At 68.3% G+C, this 16,773-nt stretch carries 20 protein-coding genes; 11 read left to right on the top strand and 9 right to left on the bottom strand.

The genetic code is table 11. The features are described 5' to 3' along the window. The 3 genes from NMI01S_RS11565 to NMI01S_RS11575 all read right to left on the bottom strand — a co-directional run. A partial coding sequence (locus tag NMI01S_RS11565; RefSeq protein ID WP_157126138.1) for an OmpA family protein occupies positions 1 to 531 on the bottom strand: 531 nt, incomplete at its 3' end. Between the two features lie 38 nt (positions 532 to 569). Continuing rightward, a complete protein-coding gene (locus tag NMI01S_RS11570; protein ID WP_062996473.1) occupies positions 570 to 836 on the bottom strand; it encodes an SHOCT domain-containing protein in 267 nt (88 codons plus the stop codon). An 11-nt stretch (positions 837 to 847) separates the two neighbouring features. Continuing rightward, the gene (locus tag NMI01S_RS11575) at positions 848 to 1,273 is read right to left on the bottom strand and encodes a DUF6325 family protein (protein ID WP_062996966.1); all 426 of its coding nucleotides are present in this window, start codon (positions 1,271 to 1,273) and stop codon (positions 848 to 850) included. A 402-nt stretch (positions 1,274 to 1,675) separates the two neighbouring features. Between NMI01S_RS11575 and NMI01S_RS11580 the strand changes: the two genes are divergently transcribed. Together NMI01S_RS11580 and NMI01S_RS11585 are read left to right on the top strand one after the other, a co-directional pair. Next, positions 1,676 to 3,517: a glycoside hydrolase family 15 protein gene (locus NMI01S_RS11580; protein ID WP_062996968.1), complete on the top strand. Its 1,842-nt coding sequence runs from the start codon at positions 1,676 to 1,678 to the stop codon at positions 3,515 to 3,517. Continuing rightward, positions 3,514 to 4,893 carry an MFS transporter gene (locus tag NMI01S_RS11585; protein ID WP_062996475.1) on the top strand — a complete coding sequence of 460 codons (1,380 nt, stop codon included), beginning with the start codon at positions 3,514 to 3,516 and terminating at the stop codon, positions 4,891 to 4,893. The genes NMI01S_RS11580 and NMI01S_RS11585 overlap by 4 nt, the downstream gene beginning before the upstream one ends. Before the next feature lie 9 nt (positions 4,894 to 4,902). Here NMI01S_RS11585 and NMI01S_RS11590 read toward each other — a convergent pair whose 3' ends face one another. Beyond that, entirely contained in the window at positions 4,903 to 5,613 is a 711-nt protein-coding gene (locus NMI01S_RS11590) for a YoaK family protein (RefSeq protein ID WP_084512871.1), read from the bottom strand. Between the two features lie 144 nt (positions 5,614 to 5,757). Between NMI01S_RS11590 and NMI01S_RS11595 the strand changes: the two genes are divergently transcribed. Further along, complete coding sequence (locus NMI01S_RS11595) at positions 5,758 to 6,861, top strand: winged helix DNA-binding domain-containing protein (RefSeq protein ID WP_062996477.1); 1,104 nt, start codon at positions 5,758 to 5,760, stop codon at positions 6,859 to 6,861. A 71-nt stretch (positions 6,862 to 6,932) separates the two neighbouring features. Here the strand turns inward: NMI01S_RS11595 and NMI01S_RS11600 are convergent, their stop codons facing one another. Beyond that, positions 6,933 to 7,892, bottom strand: a complete 960-nt coding sequence (locus tag NMI01S_RS11600) for a patatin-like phospholipase family protein (protein WP_062996480.1) — start codon at positions 7,890 to 7,892, stop codon at positions 6,933 to 6,935. Between the two features lie 105 nt (positions 7,893 to 7,997). Here NMI01S_RS11600 and NMI01S_RS11605 point away from each other — a divergent pair, with 105 nt between their 5' ends. After that, on the top strand, positions 7,998 to 8,417 hold the full coding sequence (locus NMI01S_RS11605) for an NUDIX hydrolase (protein WP_062996482.1): 420 nt from the start codon (positions 7,998 to 8,000) through the stop codon (positions 8,415 to 8,417). 18 nt (positions 8,418 to 8,435) lie between these two features. On the opposite strand, the gene dinB is transcribed toward NMI01S_RS11605, so the two are convergent. Beyond that, the gene (gene dinB / locus NMI01S_RS11610) at positions 8,436 to 9,662 is read right to left on the bottom strand and encodes a DNA polymerase IV (RefSeq protein ID WP_062996484.1); all 1,227 of its coding nucleotides are present in this window, start codon (positions 9,660 to 9,662) and stop codon (positions 8,436 to 8,438) included. Positions 9,663 to 9,817: 155 nt separating this feature from the next. Between dinB and NMI01S_RS11615 the strand changes: the two genes are divergently transcribed. The 4 genes from NMI01S_RS11615 (at position 9,818) to NMI01S_RS11630 (ending at position 12,547) form a co-directional block, all read left to right on the top strand. After that, positions 9,818 to 10,255 carry a VOC family protein gene (locus NMI01S_RS11615; protein WP_062996486.1) on the top strand — a complete coding sequence of 146 codons (438 nt, stop codon included), beginning with the start codon at positions 9,818 to 9,820 and terminating at the stop codon, positions 10,253 to 10,255. A gap of 177 nt (positions 10,256 to 10,432) precedes the next feature. Further along, positions 10,433 to 10,930, top strand: coding sequence for a pyridoxamine 5'-phosphate oxidase family protein (locus NMI01S_RS11620; protein ID WP_062996488.1), 498 nt, complete (start codon positions 10,433 to 10,435; stop codon positions 10,928 to 10,930). Positions 10,931 to 10,973: 43 nt separating this feature from the next. Next, the gene (locus NMI01S_RS11625; protein WP_062996972.1) at positions 10,974 to 11,381 is read left to right on the top strand and encodes a YciI family protein; all 408 of its coding nucleotides are present in this window, start codon (positions 10,974 to 10,976) and stop codon (positions 11,379 to 11,381) included. Beyond that, positions 11,378 to 12,547 carry an RNA polymerase sigma factor gene (locus NMI01S_RS11630; RefSeq protein WP_062996490.1) on the top strand — a complete coding sequence of 390 codons (1,170 nt, stop codon included), beginning with the start codon at positions 11,378 to 11,380 and terminating at the stop codon, positions 12,545 to 12,547. The genes NMI01S_RS11625 and NMI01S_RS11630 overlap by 4 nt, the downstream gene beginning before the upstream one ends. A gap of 12 nt (positions 12,548 to 12,559) precedes the next feature. Here the strand turns inward: NMI01S_RS11630 and NMI01S_RS36255 are convergent, their stop codons facing one another. The 3 genes from NMI01S_RS36255 to NMI01S_RS11640 form a co-directional block, all read right to left on the bottom strand. After that, a complete protein-coding gene (locus NMI01S_RS36255) occupies positions 12,560 to 12,682 on the bottom strand; it encodes a hypothetical protein (RefSeq protein ID WP_281186700.1) in 123 nt (40 codons plus the stop codon). Positions 12,683 to 12,722: 40 nt separating this feature from the next. Then, the gene (locus NMI01S_RS11635; protein ID WP_062996493.1) at positions 12,723 to 13,184 is read right to left on the bottom strand and encodes a DUF8821 family protein; all 462 of its coding nucleotides are present in this window, start codon (positions 13,182 to 13,184) and stop codon (positions 12,723 to 12,725) included. Between the two features lie 71 nt (positions 13,185 to 13,255). Beyond that, a complete protein-coding gene (locus NMI01S_RS11640; RefSeq protein WP_062996495.1) occupies positions 13,256 to 13,870 on the bottom strand; it encodes a class I SAM-dependent methyltransferase in 615 nt (204 codons plus the stop codon). A gap of 85 nt (positions 13,871 to 13,955) precedes the next feature. On the opposite strand from NMI01S_RS11640, the gene NMI01S_RS11645 reads away from it, so the two are divergent. Genes NMI01S_RS11645 through NMI01S_RS11655 form a run of 3 tightly spaced genes read left to right on the top strand, consistent with a single transcriptional unit; the run spans position 13,956 to position 16,729 of the window. Beyond that, positions 13,956 to 14,633: a HEAT repeat domain-containing protein gene (locus NMI01S_RS11645; RefSeq protein WP_174554508.1), complete on the top strand. Its 678-nt coding sequence runs from the start codon at positions 13,956 to 13,958 to the stop codon at positions 14,631 to 14,633. Beyond that, entirely contained in the window at positions 14,627 to 15,658 is a 1,032-nt protein-coding gene (locus NMI01S_RS11650; RefSeq protein WP_062996499.1) for a MerR family transcriptional regulator, read from the top strand. The genes NMI01S_RS11645 and NMI01S_RS11650 overlap by 7 nt, the downstream gene beginning before the upstream one ends. Positions 15,659 to 15,709: 51 nt before the next feature. Beyond that, positions 15,710 to 16,729 (top strand): DNA topoisomerase IB, encoded by a 1,020-nt coding sequence (locus NMI01S_RS11655; RefSeq protein WP_062996501.1) that lies wholly within the window; start codon positions 15,710 to 15,712, stop codon positions 16,727 to 16,729. The last annotated feature ends 44 nt before the right edge of the window (positions 16,730 to 16,773 follow it).

A 16,773-nucleotide genomic window follows, 5' to 3' on the forward strand; every position in this document is an offset into this window, starting at 1 on the left:
CATGGTGACCGAGATCGTGGCCTGGTCGATCTGCACGTTGGACTCGATCGGATTGCCCTCCGCGTGGACGGTGATGCGCGCCTTGTCGATCCCCTCGTCCTGCAGGGCCGTGGCGACGTTGTTGCCCCGTGCCTCGGCGAGCGAGTCGGCCGCCCCGGAGTTCGAGTCGACGGCGTAGGTTTCGATCTTGACCGCGGTGTCGTTGCCCTTGAGCGGGAGCGCCACCGCCTTGATCGTGGCGACATCGGCCGGGCTCAGATCGGAGCTGTTCTTGTCGAAGGTGATCGGCGCCGCCGACAGCACACTGTTGATCGCGTTCTGCACGGCCTGCTGCGCGGAGTTGAGGGCCGACCCCACTACCGACGACGCCGTACTGGCGAGACTGCTTCGCATATCGGTGTGCTCGCCGCCGTTCGCGGTGGTCGTCGTGACCGCGGCCGGGCCACTGTTGTTGTCCGAGGAACATGCGGCGATCGGAATCAGCGCTGCCGCACCGGTTGCCAGCACCGCTACCGCCTTGACGAGTTTCATGCTGCTTCTCCTGATCTCCGTGCGGATGTGTCCGGTGGTCACGACGCGAGAATGCGCGCCTTCTCCGATTCGAACTCCTGCTCGGTGAGCACCCCCTGAGCCTTCAACTCGCCCAGCTGTTTCAGTGCCGCGATGCGGTCGGTTCCCCCGCCGGCGGGGGCGGGCGGCGGCGGTTGTTGCTGGTACTGGGATTCCTCCTGCGCGGCCCAGCGCTGGCCCTGGCGTCGCGAGACGCGATTGGATACGGCCGTGGCCGTTCCGGCGACCACCGCGGTGCGGGCAACGCCTCGTAGTAACCCGGGCATGCTGCTTCTCCTTAGGTATCGGCCTCGAGACTGTCGAGGGTCGAGAGGATGGCTTGAACGGGAATGCGACCGGAGGCGACGAGTTCGGCGCCGTTGCGCCGCAACGCGACCGCGAGCGGTGCCGCCCACGTGTTCTCGTAGAGGAGGACGGCGGCGGAATGGCCGGGCTCCAGGGCGCCCCCGGCCTCGCGCAGATCCCCCTCGTCGAGCAGCCCGGTCGCCGCCTCGGCGAACAGTGTCACATCCAGGTCGCCGGTCAACCCGACATCGGCGATGTCGATCCCGGTCAGTGATCCGTCCGCATCCTTGTGCACGAAGGCCAGATCGAGGACCCGGATGATGCCGCGGTCCACCAGATCCCGGAGCATCGGCAACGCCGAACCGTCCGGTTGGCGGTCGGCCGGAAACTCGATGACGAGATAGTCGATCGGACCCATCTCGTCGATATCGGCAGCACTGTTCACCGGACAACCTCTTCTCTCCGACGCCTGACCCTCTGACAGGAACCCATCGACACGACCATCCACCGCAACCCAGGCCCGGGTGGGTCGGCGACAGCGCGAACGCGGCCGACGAGACGACCCGACACCCTATGATTCGGTGCCGCCGGTCCCGCAGATATCACGACCGCCGTAGCGGAGTGAATCGCCCGCCGATCCGATCGGGCGAACCGGCCTCGGAGTCGGCGCCTCCGCACGCTGGTTGCCGAAATTTCGCCAGAGCGGTCCGGCGGCTCTCGGCGCAGCGCACAATGAGAAACAACCGCGCTCATGTCCACCGGCCTCCGGGATCCGGCCGAAATCGTTGCCAGATGGGTTCCACCACCTCCGGGAGTGCTGATGAATTCCTATCCCCCCATCGCCGAGCATGGCATTGTCGGCGACCTGCAAACTGCGGCGTTGGTCTCTTCGGCCGGAACCGTGGATTGGTGGTGCACACCGCGATTCGACTCCCCGAGCGTTTTCGGATCCCTGCTGGACCATGAACGGGGCGGGCACTGCCGGGTCGCGGCCGATTTGCCGGAGGATGTGGTGGCCATCCGTCAGTTGTATCTGCCGGATACCGCGGTGCTGGTCACTCGTTTCATGGCACCGGACGGAGTCGGGGAGGTCGCCGACTTCATGCCGCCGATCGAGGACGACGCGCCCACCGACCGGCACCGGCTGGTTCGCATCGTGCGTGTCGTGCGAGGCAGTCTGCCGTTCATACTGGCGTGCCGACCGCGTTTCGACTACGGCCGCGCCGAGCACACGACGGTGGCGCACGACAACGAATGGATCATGTTCGAGGGTCCGGAAACCACCCTGCACCTGCAGGCCTCCGACCCGGTCGTGCTGAGCGTCGACGACGGCGACGCGATCGGCCACTTCACTCTGGACGAGGGCGAGACGGCCGTCATCGTGCTGACCACGACCGCGGCGGGCGGGGACTTCCCGTCGCCGCCGCAGCGCGGCGAGGTCGCCGCCGAATTCGCGGACTGCCGGGAATGGTGGCAGGCGTGGCTGCGGAATTCGACCTATCGCGGCCGCTGGCGCGATATGGTCAATCGCTCCGCGATCACGTTGAAGCTGCTCACCTACCTACCGACGGGCGCCCCGATCGCGGCGGCCACCATGGGCCTTCCCGAACAGGTCGGCGGGGAACGCAATTGGGATTATCGCTACACGTGGCTGCGCGACGGGTCCCTGTCGGTCCGGGCGCTGCTGGATCTGGGGTTCACCACCGAGGCCTACGCGTTTCGCCGCTGGCTGCGCGAACGGCTGGCCGGCAGGACTTCCTCGGGTGAGCCGCTGCAGATCATGTACCGCATCGACGGTGACCCGCGGCTGGACGAGGAGATCCTCGACCATTGGGAGGGCTATCGCGGGTCGGCGCCGGTGCGGGTCGGCAACGCGGCCGCAGACCAGTTGCAGCTCGACATCTACGGCGAGGTCGCCGATGCGCTGGCACAGACCTCCGATATCGGTGGTATCTCGGGATGGCGGGTGTTCGCCGAGCTGCTGGACTGGTTGGCCGACAACTGGGATCGGCCCGACGAGGGTGTGTGGGAAACCCGGGGTGGCCAACAGGACTTCACCTACAGCAGGTTGATGACGTGGGTCGCCTTCGATCGTGGCATTCGTCTCGCGACCGATCATGCCCGGCCGGCGGACCTGCAGCGGTGGACCGATGCGCGCGACGCGGTGTTCGCCCAGATCCTGGAGCGCGGCTGGAACGAGGACCGGCGCGCGTTCGTCCAGCACTTCCGCACCGACGTCTTGGACGCCGCGCTGCTGCTGATGCCGCGCATGGGCTTTCTGTCCCCACGCGACCCGGACTGGCTGAGCACACTCGACGCGATGGACGAGGAACTGGTCAGCGACAGCCTGGTCTATCGATACGATCCCGCCGCGTCGCCGGACGGCTTGCGTGGCTCCGAGGGCACCTTCAATCTGTGCAGCTTCCTCTACGTCGAGGCGCTGGCACGGGCGGGGCGAGTTCACCACGCCCGCTACGCATTCGACAAGATGCTGACCTACGCCAACCACGTGGGACTCTTCGCCGAGGAGATCGGGCCTTCGGGCGAGCAGCTGGGCAACTTCCCGCAGGCTTTCACCCATTTGGCGCTGGTGGCGGCGGCGATCGCACTCGACGACGCGCTCGACCAGCTCGAGTCCGGGGCCGGAAAGCCCTCGCGATGAGCGAGCACGGCACGGCGGCTCGCCCGCGCGGCGTGCTGGTTCCGCTCGCACTGGCGCAGTTCATCTGCAGTTTCGCCGGCACGAATATGGCGGTGATGATCACCGACATCAGCACCGACCTCGATGCCGACGTGGCGGGAGTGCAACTGGTCATCACCCTGTTCCTGCTGATCATGGCGGCGTTGATGATTCCGGGCGGCAAACTCACCGACCGCTACGGCCGCAAATCCTGCTTCGTCGTGGGACTTTCGATCTATGGCGTCGGCGCGATACTCAGCGCCCTCGCACCGGGGCTGGGCGTGCTGGCGCTGGGTAACTCCGTGCTGGAAGGGGTGGGCACCGCGCTGCTGATCCCGCCGGTCTACATCCTCACCACGCTGCTGTTCACCGATACCACCTCGCGCGCACGGGCTTTCGGGGTGGTGATGGCGATGGGCGGGATCGGCGCGGCGGCCGGACCGCTGCTGGGCGGACTGATCGCCTCCGGGCTGGGCTGGCGGGCGGCGTTCGCCTTTCAGGCGCTGGTCGTGGCGGCGATCCTGATATCCACGCGCCGGGTCCGCGACCCGCTTCCGCCCGATCCGAACCGGACCCTGGATCTGACCGGCAGCGTGCTGTCGGCGGCCGGTCTCGTGCTGCTCGTGCTGGGAATTCTGGCCACCGACAACGATTTACGGTGGAGTGCGGTGTTGATCGTGCTCGCGGTGGTGGTGCTCGCCGGGTTCTTCCTACACGTGCGCGCCACCGAACGACGCGGTGGCGAACCTCTGGTATCACTGAGTCTGTTCCGCAGCCGCATCTCGAATTTCGGCTTGGCCACCCAATTGTTGCAGTGGCTGATTCTGATGGGGACCTCGTTCGTGGTCTCGGCGTATCTGCAGGTGGTGCGCGGCTACGATCCGATCGGCACCGGCGTCATCTTCACGGCCGCCACCGTGGGCCTGCTGGTGTCGTCGCTGACGGCCGCACGGCTGGCCCGGCTGTTCACCCAGCGAACCCTCATCATGACCGGCTTCGTCGTCGTGATCGTCGGCATCGTGGTACTCATCGCGCTGGCCGGGCGCACGCTGAATCCATGGGCGTTCGCGCCCGGACTGCTGCTGATCGGGCTGGGGCTCGGCTCCATGCTGACTCCGTCGGTGAACGTCGTGCAGTCGGCGTTCAGCGAGGAGCACCAAGGCGAGATCTCCGGGCTGTCGCGGTGTGTGTCCAATCTGGGATCGTCGCTGGGCACCGCGATCGCCGGCACCATTCTCGTCGCCGGACTCAGCAGCCATGCCTACGCCGTCGCGATGCTCGCACTCGGTGTGGCCGGTGTGCTCGGGCTGTTCGCGGCCGCCGGGCTACCGCATCGAACGCCGATCGCGCAGCCTTGACCGCGCCCGCTACTCCGAGGAGGTGTGGCGCTGTACCCAGCTGAGGTCGGCGCGCCAGGTGTAGGCGGCCACGATGGCGGAGGCGATGACCGCGGTGTAGAGCATGTCGGCACCCTCGACGACCAGCGAGACCAGACCGCCGATCAAGGCGCCGGCGGCGAACGACAGCCACTGCACCGCGTAGCCCAGCCATTCGCGATGGGTGCCGCCGGCCATATGACGCTCCACGCCTTGGGCGAATTTCACCAGGGTGCCGGTGACGTAGGTAACCGGGATCGACACCTCGCCCTTCTTGACGAAGGAGGTGTTGAGCGAACCCATCGCGAACGAGACGAGCAGGATCGGCAGCAAGCCGAGATCGGTATCGTGCCGGTACAGAATCGTGTCGAGGACGGCGGCCACGGTGAGAGCGGCGGTGGCGAGCATGGTCGCGCCGTGCGGATGATTGCGCCACCAGTGCCGGCGGCAGATCGAGGCCACCAGAACGCCGGCGAGAAAGAACACGATCAGGGCGAAGGCGCCGGCTGCCAGGGTGTAGTCGCCGAGAAATCCACCGATGACGGCGCGCTCGGTATTGCCGGTCATGAAGGTGACGAAGTAGCCCTCGGAGTGGGTGTAGGCGGCGGCCCCCACGAATCCGGCGAGGATCAGCAGTGCCGAGGCCAGCCGGGTCTCCAGCGTCCAGAACGGCTCGGGGGAGTCTTCGGATTTCGGAGTCACCGCAACAGACTAGCAATTCATGCATGAGCATGCATGGATCGACCGTGGGGGTTTGCTCGCGGTCACCGCCGGAGACGGGAGTTGTCGGTGACGAGCCGTAAGGTGAGCGCGCGGATCGGCGGGTGTCCGGATACGGGAGGTGCGGTGGAGGTCACATGGGGACAGGTGTTCGCGTGGCGGCTGCGCAGAGGATTCGTCGAAGCGCGTGACGGCGGCAGGGCGATGGCGGTGGCGCGGCGACTGGCCGGGGTGCAGGCGCAGGTGACATCCGCGGCGGAGACCGCGGTGGCGGTGCGGCGCGGGGGAGCGCCGGGTGAGCTGGTCCGCGCGCTCGACGCCGGTGAACTGATGAAGACGTGGGCGATGCGGGGAACCTTGCATGCGATGACGCCCGATACCGCGGCCGCCGCACTGGCCCTGATCGCCTCGGCGCGCACGTGGGAGAAGCCGGCGTGGCAACGCAACTTCGGCGCCGATCCCGGCGAAGTGAAGGCGCTGACCGATGCGGTGGCCGAACTGCTCGCCGGCGGTGCCGTGCTGAGCCGGGCGGAACTGGTGGACGAACTACTGCGTGAGCGCCGCTTCGCGACCATGGGCGAGCAGTTGCGCTCCGGCTGGGGCGCGCTGTTGAAGCCGCTGGCCTGGCAGGGAGTGCTGTGCCACGGACCCGCTCGCGGATCGTCGGTGACATTCACCGCTCCCGCGCGGGCGGTGACCGGGTGGACCGGCCTGCCGCCGACCGATGTGGCGGCCGCACACCTGATCCGCGCCTATCTCGGCGTCTACGGCCCCGGCACACCGGAGGCGTTCAATGCCTGGCTCCTGCGTGGAGTCCTGCGCAAAACCACTGTCCGCCACTGGTTCTCCGAGCTGGGATCCGAACTCACCGAAGTCGACGTGGAGGGCCGCCGCACCTGGATCCGCACCGAGGACGCCGCCGAGCTGGCCGCCACCGATCCCACCGACAGCGTCCGCCTGCTCGGGCCCTTCGACCAATACGTTCTCGGCCCCGGTACCACCGATCCGGTCCTGCTGCCTCCGGCTCATCGCACCAAGGTGAGCCGGACCGCCGGCTGGATCTCGCCTTTGGTCCTCGTCGGTGGCCGGATCGCCGGGACGTGGGAAACCGTCGACGACACCCTCCTGGTCAGCATGTTCGACGACGAGCACGTCGACCCGGAGCTGCTCCGATCCGAAGCCGTCCACCTCGCCCGTGCCACCGGCCGCGACCATCTCGACGTCGGCTGAGACCGAGAGTTGCTCACCGACGCCGGCCGCTGCATAGGGACTCCATCGGATTCCCTTGCACCACAGCAGGTTCAGATGGCGACGTCTCCCGCTGATCGAACGGCCTCACCGAGCGCCGCCAGGGTCGCGGCGCGGCCCAGATCCAGGGCGCGCAACAGCACCGCGGAATCCCGGGCGACCCGGCCGATCGCGGGTGCGCCCAGCGGTGGGCGGATCTGCAGAATCGACGGGTCGCTCGCCATACGGTGTTCGTCGGCGGCGAACTGCGCCGCGCGGGCGAACCAGCTCTCGGCCACTCTCGGACCCGAAGCGCCGAGCACCCGCGCGACCACACGCCGCTCGAAATCCGAAGGGACGCTGGGCTTCTCATCGGACCGCCGGGTGCGCAACACCACGATGTGGGTAGCGCCCTGGGCGCGGGCGGTGGTGACCGGCACCGATTCGGACAGTCCGGCATCGACGTAGCGCCCACCGCCCACCGCCACCGGACGTCCGGCCAGAACCGGCATACACGTGCTCGCGCGCAGCGCCCGCTGCAAAGACGGGATATCGCTGATGTGCGGGCGCAGATCCACGGCGCTGCCGTCGGCGATATCGGTGCCGATCGGGTGGAAGGTGACCGAATTGCCGAGGATCGCGGCGAAATCCATCGGCACGACGCGTTCGTACACGGTGTGCACCAGATATCGGGTGTCCACGACCAGACCGCCGCGCAGGACCCGGGCCGGTGAGATCACCCGCCGCACCACGTCCGAATGCCAGGCTCGCCGCGCCCGCGCCGCTCGCCCGCACAGCAGCCACGCCCCGTTCAGCGCGCCGGCCGAAGCGCCGTAGACCGCGTCGAAACAGCGCAGCACCCCGAGCTCTTCCAGGCCGGTCACCATGCCGTGTGAATACACCCCGCGTGCCGAGCCACCCTCGATGACCAGTGCCAGCCGGGAACCGTCGCGATGCTCACCGGCAGTGCCGCCGCCGCGGAAGCGTTGCGCGATCAACTCCACCGGGCTTGTCGGCCGCGTATTGTCCGGCATCGCACCACACCTTCCGATCACTGCGTTCAACTCTGTCTATCACGCCTCGCCGGACGTATCGCCCGAGGCTCGGGCGGTCGGGGAGTGCCCGGGTAGGCTGCGCGGATGCGGATCGAATCGTCGCGGCGCCTCATCGACACCGTGGCCTGGGTGCTGATCGAGGACGGACGGATCCTGTGCGCCCGCCCGGACGGTAAGGACGAGTTCTATATTCCCGGCGGCAAGCGCGAGGGCGAGGAAACCGATCGGCAGACACTGATTCGGGAGATCTCCGAAGAACTCACCGTGGTGCTGATTCCGGAATCGGTCGCGCACGTCGGCACCTACGAGGCCGAATTGCCCGGCGCGACCGAGGTTTCGGTGCGCATGAGCTGTTACACCGCCGACTACGCCGGAACGATCGAACCCAGTAGCGAAATCGCCGAAATCGCCTGGTTCACCTATGCCGATCGGGCCGCGGTGCCGCCTGTCGACCAGGCGCTCTTCGATGATCTGGTGGCGCGCGGCCTGCTGCCGGCGCAATGATTTCCGGACTTCGCCGAATCAGTCGGGGAGCAGCGGCACCGACAAGCCTTCACCGCGGCCGAGTAGCGCGGCCCGGGTGACGGTTCCGGCGCCGAAGCGGTCGCGCACCGCGTCCAGTGCCGCGTCGAGCGTAGTGTCCGGGCGGGCATCCAACGGCAGCATCAGCTGCCTCGGGTCCGCGTTCTGCAGGTTCGTCAGGGCGAGGCCGATGAGGGTGATGCCGCGTTCCTCGATCAGTGGGCGAGCGGCTGCGAGCAGGGTGCGGGCGGCCTGCAGGATCGTCGTACCGTCGTCGGTGGCGGTCGGCAGGGTGTGTGAACGGGTCGCGCGCCCGAAGTCGGCGAAGCGCACGCGCAGCACCACCGTGCGGCAAATTCGTCGCGCGGCCCGCAGACGGTGCCCGAGCCGATCCGCCAGGCCGTGCAGGTAGGCCTCGATCTCGGCATCGGTGCGAGGCCGGTTGCCCAACGCGCGTTGCGCACCGATCGAGCGGCGCCGGCGACCGGTGTCGACCCGGCGCGGATCGCGCGCCCAGGCCAGGGCGTGCAGATGCCGTCCGGCGGCGCGGCCGATCAGACCGCACAACTCCATCGGATCGGTGTCGGCCAGTTGCCCGATCCGGGTGATGCCGTGTTCGTGCAGTGTCCGCGCCGTCACCTCACCCACGCCCCAGAGCCGTTCGACCGGCAGCGGATGCAGGAATTCGAGTTCGGCCTCGGGTGGCACCAGCAGCAGGCCGTCGGGTTTGCAGACCGCACTGGCCACCTTGGCGAGAAATTTGCTCCGTGCCACGCCGACCGAGATGGGCAGTCCGACCTCGGCGCGCACCCGAGCCCGCAATCGCGCCGCGATGTCGATCGGCGCGCCCGCAATGCGATGCAGCCCACCGACATCGAGAAAGGCCTCATCGATGGAGATGCCCTCCACCTCCGGAGTGGTGTCGTGGAAGATCGCGAACACCTCCCGGCTGGCCTGCGAATAGGCCGACATCCGCGGCGGCACCACGACCGCGTGCGGACACAACCGCAACGCTTGCCGCGCGTTCATCGGCGTCCGCACCCCGTACGCCTTCGCCTCATAACTCGCCGCCAACACCACCCCGCCCCCGACGATCACCGGTTTTCCCCGCAACTCCGGCGCGTCCCGCTGCTCGACCGACGCATAGAACGAATCCAGATCCGCATGCAGAATCGCCGCCCGGCCCCGGGTTCCCCCCTCCTCCTTCTGCCGATCCGATGCGAACATGTGTTCGATACTAACCTGTCTGCGTCGGGGACCGACAGCATCGCTCGGCGGGGGTGTCGAGAATGCTCGGGCGGCTCCGTCCCAGGTGTACGAGCATCGGACGCCTTACCGATCGACACGTCCGGAACAGTCGACACGAACCCGAGGAGACCAGCATGACGATCCACCGGATGGACCACGCCGGCATCGTGGTCGAGGATCTCGCGACAGCGGTCGCGTTCTTTCTCGAACTGGGCATGGAATTGGAGGGCGAAGCAACGGTCGGAGGTCCGTGGGCCGACGACCTCCTCGGACTGGAAGGTGTCCGAGCCGACATCGCCGTCGTGCGGACTCCGGACGGCAACAGCCGCGTCGAGCTCTCCACGTTCCGGTCGCCGCAGCCCATCAGCGCGGCACCACCCGCGCCGGTGAACACCGCGGGCACTCTTCGCCTGACCTTCGTCGTCGACGACGTGGCGGCCGTCCTCGACCGCCTGCGCGCTCACGGCGCCGAACTCGTGGGCGCGATAGCTCGATACGAAGACATCTACCGCTACTGCTACGTCCGCGGCCCCGACGGCATTCTCATCGGCCTGGTCGAGGAACTTCGCTGAACGACGGCCCTCACCGCACGGCCGAGCCGCGCTACCCGAAACGGACGGGGACGGCTGCGCGAAAAAACTCGAGAAAATTTCGCCGCCGATGTCGAGAACGGCGAACCGGCTCCGTCCCAGGGATACGAGCAACCCAAAACGGCCCGCTCGACAACATCCACACAGGGAGCGACAGCGATGGAACAGCACGAGATCACCGAAATCCTCAACCGTCCGATCAGCCAGGAGTTGCTGGCCCGCGATCTGCTGCGCCTGGCCTATGTCGCCAAGGACGGCACGCCGCGCAACATCCCGATCGCGTTCACCTGGAACGGCTCACAGATCGTGCTCTGCACCACGAAGAACGCGCCGAAACTGCACTCCCTGCGGCACAATCCTCAGGTCGCGCTGACGATCGACACCGAGGTCCACCCGCCGAAGATCCTGCTGCTGCGCGGGCGTGCCGAACTGGACGTCGTCGACGGCATCCCGGAGGAATACCTGCAGATGAACGGCAGCTACGAGATGACGCCCGAACAGCGCGTGGAATGGGAGGCGGAAGTGCGCTCGCTCTACGACGGCATGGTCCGGATCGTCATCACCCCCACCTGGGCGAAGCTCATCGACTTCGACACCACCCTGCCCACCGCGGTCGAGGAGCTGGTCCGGCAGCGGGCCGAACGGCAGCGGGCCTGATCACCACGGCCGGTTCCGTGCCGCAGACATCGAGGAGACGATGATGCCGAAATACTTGTTGCTCAAGCACTATCGGGGTGCGCCCGCGGCGGTCAACGACGTGCCGATGGATCAGTGGACACCGGAGGAGATCACCGCCCATGTGCAGTACATGGAGGACTTCGCCGCGCGGCTGCAGACCAGCGGCGAGTATGTCGACCATCGGGCGCTCTCGCCGCAGGGCACGTTCGTCCGGTCCGACGGGGAGGGCCGCCCGCCGATCACCGACGGTCCGTTCGCGGAGACCAAGGACCTGATCGCCGGCTGGATGCTGATCGATGTCGACACCTACGAGCGGGCGCTCGAACTGGCCGGTGAGCTGTCCGAGGCCCCCGGTGCGGGCGGCAAACCGATCCGGGAGTGGCTCGAGCTGCGCCCGCTACTCACCGCGATGCCCACGGTGACCGAGTGAACGAATCGCTGTTGCGGGAGTTGGTGCCCGCGGTGATCGGGGTCCTCGTCCGGCGCGGCGCGGACTTCGCCTCCGCCGAGGATGCGGTGCAGGAGGCTGTGATTCGGGCCCTGCAAACCTGGCCGGACGACCCACCGCGCGATCCGAAAGGCTGGCTCGTCGCGGCCGCGTGGCGCAAGTTCCTCGATGCCACGCGCGCCGAAACATCGAGGAGGGAGCGAGAACTCGCGGTCGAGCACGAGCGGGCGACGGGACCGGTCCCGAGTGCCGACGACTCGTTGTGGCTCTATTTCCTGTGCGCGCATCCGTCGCTGTCGCCCGGTTCTGCCGTCGCGTTGACGCTGCGCGCGGTCGGCGGCCTGACGACGCGGCAGATCGCGACGGCCTACCTCGTCCCGGAAGCGACCATGGCGCAACGGATCAGCCGGGCCAAGCGGCGTCTGGCCGGAATGCCGCTGGACCGGCCCGGCGATCCGGCGACAGTGCTGCGGGTTCTCTACCTCGTGTTCAACGAGGGCTACAGCGGCGACATCGATCTGGCGGCCGAGGCGATCCGGCTGACGCGTCAACTCGCCGCGGCGACCGACGAGCCGGAGGTCGCGGGACTGCTCGCCCTCATGCTGCTGCACCATGCCCGCCGCACCTCCCGCACGGGCCCTGGCGGCCGTCTCGTGCCGCTGGCCGCACAGGACCGAACCCGTTGGGACACAACCCTTATCGCGGAAGGCGTCGCGATTCTGCAAGCGGCGTTGGCGCGTGACCGCTTGGGCGAATATCAAGCGCAAGCAGCGATCGCCGCCCTGCACGCCGACGCTCCGACCGCCGCCGAGACGGACTGGGTACAGATCGTGGAGTGGTACGACGAACTACTGAATCTCACGGGCAGCCCGATAGTACGACTCAATCGCGCGGTCGCGATCGGCGAAGCCGACGGGCCCCGGGCCGGCCTCGCGGAATTGAACACAGTGGACCCCGGCCTACCCCGGCGCGACGCGGTCCACGCCTACCTGCTCGAACGTGCCGGCGACCTCGAACAGGCCGCCGACCTCTACGCCGCGGCAGCCGGCACCGCCACCAGCGTCCCGGAACGCGACCACCTCACCCGCGAGTCCGCACGGGTGCGGGAGTTGCTGCGCCGGCGAACCGAGACGACATCGGCCGAGTGAGATTTTCGACGTTCATTGCACACGACCGTCCTCGGCCTCACCGGTGCGGACGTCGACGCCGAGATCAGCGACATGGCACGAGGACCCGGGCGCGGTGATCAGATACAGCGTGCGGCTGTCGAACTGCACCGTCATCGAAGCCGCCGGCGCCGGACGGTGGAGTTCACCGGGCGAATCAGTACTGGTTCTTGATGACGAAGTAGGAGCCGCGAATTGTGCCCGCCAGCTTCGACTTCTGCCGTGCGAATTTGAACGACGAAAGTTCGGTCGGGATCTCCATCCCGTCGGACAGTTTGAAACCCACGGCACGCTTACCGGAGTCGTCGATCGAATACATCACGTTGATCGACAGGCCGCTCTCGTAGAAGACGTAGGCGAAGCGAATCCCGTCCGCTTCGAAAGCCGTGGCCTCGAGCGGGCGGGAGGAGATGACGATGCCACGCTCGTCCTCGAGGATCCGGCTGACCCAGTCGACCGTCGCCTTGGCCTCCTTCGCGGGCTCCACGGTGAAGACATGGTCGTACTTGTTCTTGAAGTACCGGGCCTCGTTGGCCCGCAGACCGGCCAAAGCCTGCGCGACGGGCGACGATTCGAGGCCTTCGGTCGATACCGTAGTGAAGTCCACGGCGTAGGTCATGGCGAACTCCTCTGCGAGTGGGTGGGTCGAACTGTACAACGTCGTGCTTCGCGAATCGGGCAGCCTCGGCCTCACTCCGCGCGCGAGAACACCGCCACCAGAAAGTCCGACTCGTCGGTGAACGGACGCAGATCCCACGTCGAAAGCCGCAGATCCACCGTGAGTCCGGCCTGTTCGGCGTCGGCCAGGAACTGCGGGAATTCGTACCCCCGGTCGGCGCCGAACCCGACCACCACCCGGCCGGCCGGAGCCAGATGGCGGGCGAAACCGGACAGCACCGCCCCACGGGTGGAGGGCGCCAGGAAGGTCATCACGTTGCCCGCGCACACGATCACATCGAAGTCGCCGGCGACCCCGCGACTCGGCAGATCCAGTTCGGCCAGGTCGCCGACCAGCCAGGTCGGGCCGGGATGGTCCTGTTCCGCCGCGGCGATCAACACCGGATCGACGTCGACGCCGACGACGACATGACCGGCCCGGTACAGGTAGCCACCGAGCCGCCCCGGACCGCATCCGGCGTCCAGGATGCGGCTCCCGCGCCCGACCATCGCATCGACCAGGCGCGCTTCGCCGACGATGTCCGCGCCCTCGGCCGCCATCGTCCGGAAACGCTCCACGTACCACGTCGAATGCGCGGGATCGGCGGCGGTGATCTCTTCCCACTGGCTGGGCGTGCGTCCGCTCATGGCCTGTCCTCTTCTCTCGGTCCGGTGCGTGTACTTGACCTTGCCATCGTGACAAGGTCTTCACTGACTGCCGGAGGTGGTCCCGATGAACTCGACACACAGGAACCCACAGGACATGCGACTACTCGACGCGCTGGCGGCGAACAACTCGTCGACACGGCTCGAGGCAGCGTTGGCGCTCGGCACCCGTCCCGAGCCCGACTTCGCCGATGCGCTGATCGAGCGGTGCGCGATCGAGCCCGACTTCTTCGTCCGCGACATGCTGACCTGGGCGCTCACCCGGCTTCCGGCTCAGGTCACGGTCCCGAAACTGCGTGCGCAACTCGGTTCCGACCGGCCCCAGGCGCGCAGCCAGGCGCTGCACACGCTGTCCAAGATCGGGGACCGCGGCGCGTGGCCCGCGATCACGCGGTCGTTGTTGCACGATGCCGACGACGACGTCGCGCGCAGCGCGTGGCGCGCCGCCGTCGTCCTGGTGCCCGACGGCGAGAAGGAGGCCCTCGCCGACGCGCTGGCTTCCCAATTCGGCCGCGGCGACCGCGAGGTGCGGTTGAGTTTGAGCCGCGCCCTGGTCGCCCTGGGGGAGATCGTCGAGCCTGTCCTGCGGACGGCCACGGCGAATCCGGACCCGGTGGTTCGCGCCCATGCGCGCGCCACCGAGGTGCTGCTGCGCGACCCCGACGCCGGTTTCGACCTCGCGATCGGCGAGGCCCGGCGGGTCCGCGCCCTCGGACCGGACCGAGAGGAGTCGACCGCGTGCTGATCGGCGAGGTGGCCCGCTACTCGGGAGTGAGCGCCCGCATGCTCCGGCACTACGACTCCCTGGGGTTGGTGCGGCCGACCGGCCGCACCAACGGCGGCTATCGGGAGTATTCCGTCCAGGACATCCGGCGGATCTTCCACGTCGAGGGTCTGCGATCGCTGGGCATGTCGCTGACCCAGATCGGGCGCGCCCTCGACGATCCCGGCTTCACGCCGTCCGCGCTGGTGGGCGACCTGGTGCGCGCCACCGAGGAACGGCTGAGCCGCGACCGCGAGCTGCTCGAACGGCTGCGTGCGGTCGAGGCGGCCGAACCCTCCGGCTGGCACGACGCGCTGCGTATCGTCGAACTCTTGCGTGGACTCGGTTCGTCCAACGCCGCCCGGCGGCAGCAGGCCGTCCTCGCTCCGGCGGAGGAGATGCCGGCCGAGTTGCTCGCCGAGGCGGTGCTCGCCGAGTCCGATCCGTATGTGGCGGGGGCGCTGCGCTGGGCTCTGGCCCGGACCGGTGCCGACGGAGTGCTGAACGTGGCCTCCGGCCTGGACTCCGCGGATGTCGAGGTCCGGCGGCGGGCGGCGACGGCCCTCGCCGACATTGCCGGGGAGGAGTCGAGTGCGGTGCTGCTGGACGCACTCACCGACACGGATGCGTCCGTCCGCAGAATCTCCGCGCTCGCCCTCGGCGCACGCGGGCAGACCCGCGCGGTGCCGGAACTCGTCGCCACCGTGATCGAGGGCTCGAACGATGTCGAGGCGGCCGAACTGCTGGGATCGCTGGCCCGGGACTCGCAGTGGGCGGATCGCATCCTGGGCGCACTGGCCGGCGAGCTGGCCGACCACCCGCCGGGTTCACCGGTGCGGCTCCGGCTGACCCAGGCGCTGGCGGAGCTGCCGGGTTCTCTCGCGCTGAATACGTTGCGGCCCTTGGTACATGACGACGATCGGGCCGTGGCGCTGCTCGCCGCGGCGCTCGTCCACGCGCTCGAACACGGGCCACCGCCGGGCCGCGGGCCCACCGCGCTCGCATGATCGCGGCCCGCGCGGGTATCACCCGATGCGCGGGACGAGAGGAGTGACGTGATGCGGTTGCGGCGCAGCACGCCCTACGGTGCCGGAATACGCCGGGTCCGACGAGGCCGGGGCTTCTCCTATGTCGACGAGAACGGCGACCCGGTCACGGATCCCGAAGTGACACAACGCATCGACGCGCTCGTGATCCCGCCGGCCTGGCGGAAGGTGTGGATCTGCCCGCATGCCCAGGGACACATCCAAGCGGTCGGGGTGGATGCCGCGGGGCGGCGGCAGTATCTGTATCACGAACAGTGGCGGCGAGAACGCGACGAGGAGAAGTTCGACCGCATGCTCGAAATGGCGGCGCGGCTACCGAACCTGCGCGAGCAGGTGAGCGCCGATCTGCGGCGTCCCGGGTTGGACCGGCGGCGCGTGGAAGCGGTGGCGATCGGGCTGCTCGACCGCGGCGTGTTCCGCATCGGCGGCGAGGAATACGCGGAGGAGAACGGCACCCACGGTGTCGCCACCCTCCTACGCGAACAGGTCCGGGTCTCGGGGGAGGAGATGCGGTTCGATTATGTGGGCAAGGGTGGAATCCGCAGGCAGGTGCGCATAGTCGAGCCCGACCTCGCGAGAGCCGTACGGTCACTGCGGCGCAATCGCAGCCCCAGCGGACGGCTGCTGGTCTACCGCGAAGGACGACGCTCGGGCGAACTGCATTCCGGTGACATCAACGCCCGCTTCAAAGAGCTGGTCGGAGATGACCACAGCGCGAAGGACTTTCGCACCTGGCAGGCGACGGTGCTGGCCGCCGCCGGTTTGGCGGCCACCGAATGCCCGAATTCGCAACGGCGTCGCACCAGCGCCGTGCGGCAGGTGATGACCGAGGTGGCCGAGGCACTGGGCAACACTCCGACCGTAGCCCGCAACTCCTACGTCGACCCACGCGTGATCGAGGCGTGGGAGCGGGGCCGGACCATTGCGGCGGCATCACAGCGGGCGCGCCGCGCGTCCGGCGAGGACGAGCGCCGAGCCATCGTCGAGCGGGCGGTGCTGCGCCTGCTGCGCTCGGTCGCGAACGGGAAGTGATCCGCGCGTTGGACCGCGATGCCGGACCGAGAACGATGCGGACC

It is taken from the genome of Nocardia mikamii NBRC 108933 (genome assembly GCF_001613505.1).
Lineage (GTDB): Bacteria > Actinomycetota > Actinomycetes > Mycobacteriales > Mycobacteriaceae > Nocardia > Nocardia mikamii.

What these genes read in the sequence shown, in the direction of transcription:
- NMI01S_RS11570 (WP_062996473.1), bottom strand. Translation starts at nt 836, where the DNA reads ATGCCCGGGTTACTACGAGGCGTTGCCCGCACCGCGGTGGTCGCCGGA.
- NMI01S_RS11575 (WP_062996966.1), bottom strand. Translation starts at nt 1,273, where the DNA reads ATGGGTCCGATCGACTATCTCGTCATCGAGTTTCCGGCCGACCGCCAA.
- NMI01S_RS11580 (WP_062996968.1), top strand. Translation starts at nt 1,676, where the DNA reads ATGAATTCCTATCCCCCCATCGCCGAGCATGGCATTGTCGGCGACCTG.
- NMI01S_RS11585 (WP_062996475.1), top strand. Translation starts at nt 3,514, where the DNA reads ATGAGCGAGCACGGCACGGCGGCTCGCCCGCGCGGCGTGCTGGTTCCG.
- NMI01S_RS11600 (WP_062996480.1), bottom strand. Translation starts at nt 7,892, where the DNA reads ATGCCGGACAATACGCGGCCGACAAGCCCGGTGGAGTTGATCGCGCAA.
- NMI01S_RS11605 (WP_062996482.1), top strand. Translation starts at nt 7,998, where the DNA reads ATGCGGATCGAATCGTCGCGGCGCCTCATCGACACCGTGGCCTGGGTG.
- dinB (WP_062996484.1), bottom strand. Translation starts at nt 9,662, where the DNA reads ATGTTCGCATCGGATCGGCAGAAGGAGGAGGGGGGAACCCGGGGCCGG.
- NMI01S_RS11615 (WP_062996486.1), top strand. Translation starts at nt 9,818, where the DNA reads ATGACGATCCACCGGATGGACCACGCCGGCATCGTGGTCGAGGATCTC.
- NMI01S_RS11620 (WP_062996488.1), top strand. Translation starts at nt 10,433, where the DNA reads ATGGAACAGCACGAGATCACCGAAATCCTCAACCGTCCGATCAGCCAG.
- NMI01S_RS11625 (WP_062996972.1), top strand. Translation starts at nt 10,974, where the DNA reads ATGCCGAAATACTTGTTGCTCAAGCACTATCGGGGTGCGCCCGCGGCG.
- NMI01S_RS36255 (WP_281186700.1), bottom strand. Translation starts at nt 12,682, where the DNA reads ATGACGGTGCAGTTCGACAGCCGCACGCTGTATCTGATCACCGCGCCC.
- NMI01S_RS11635 (WP_062996493.1), bottom strand. Translation starts at nt 13,184, where the DNA reads ATGACCTACGCCGTGGACTTCACTACGGTATCGACCGAAGGCCTCGAA.
- NMI01S_RS11640 (WP_062996495.1), bottom strand. Translation starts at nt 13,870, where the DNA reads ATGAGCGGACGCACGCCCAGCCAGTGGGAAGAGATCACCGCCGCCGAT.
- NMI01S_RS11645 (WP_174554508.1), top strand. Translation starts at nt 13,956, where the DNA reads ATGAACTCGACACACAGGAACCCACAGGACATGCGACTACTCGACGCG.
- NMI01S_RS11655 (WP_062996501.1), top strand. Translation starts at nt 15,710, where the DNA reads ATGCGGTTGCGGCGCAGCACGCCCTACGGTGCCGGAATACGCCGGGTC.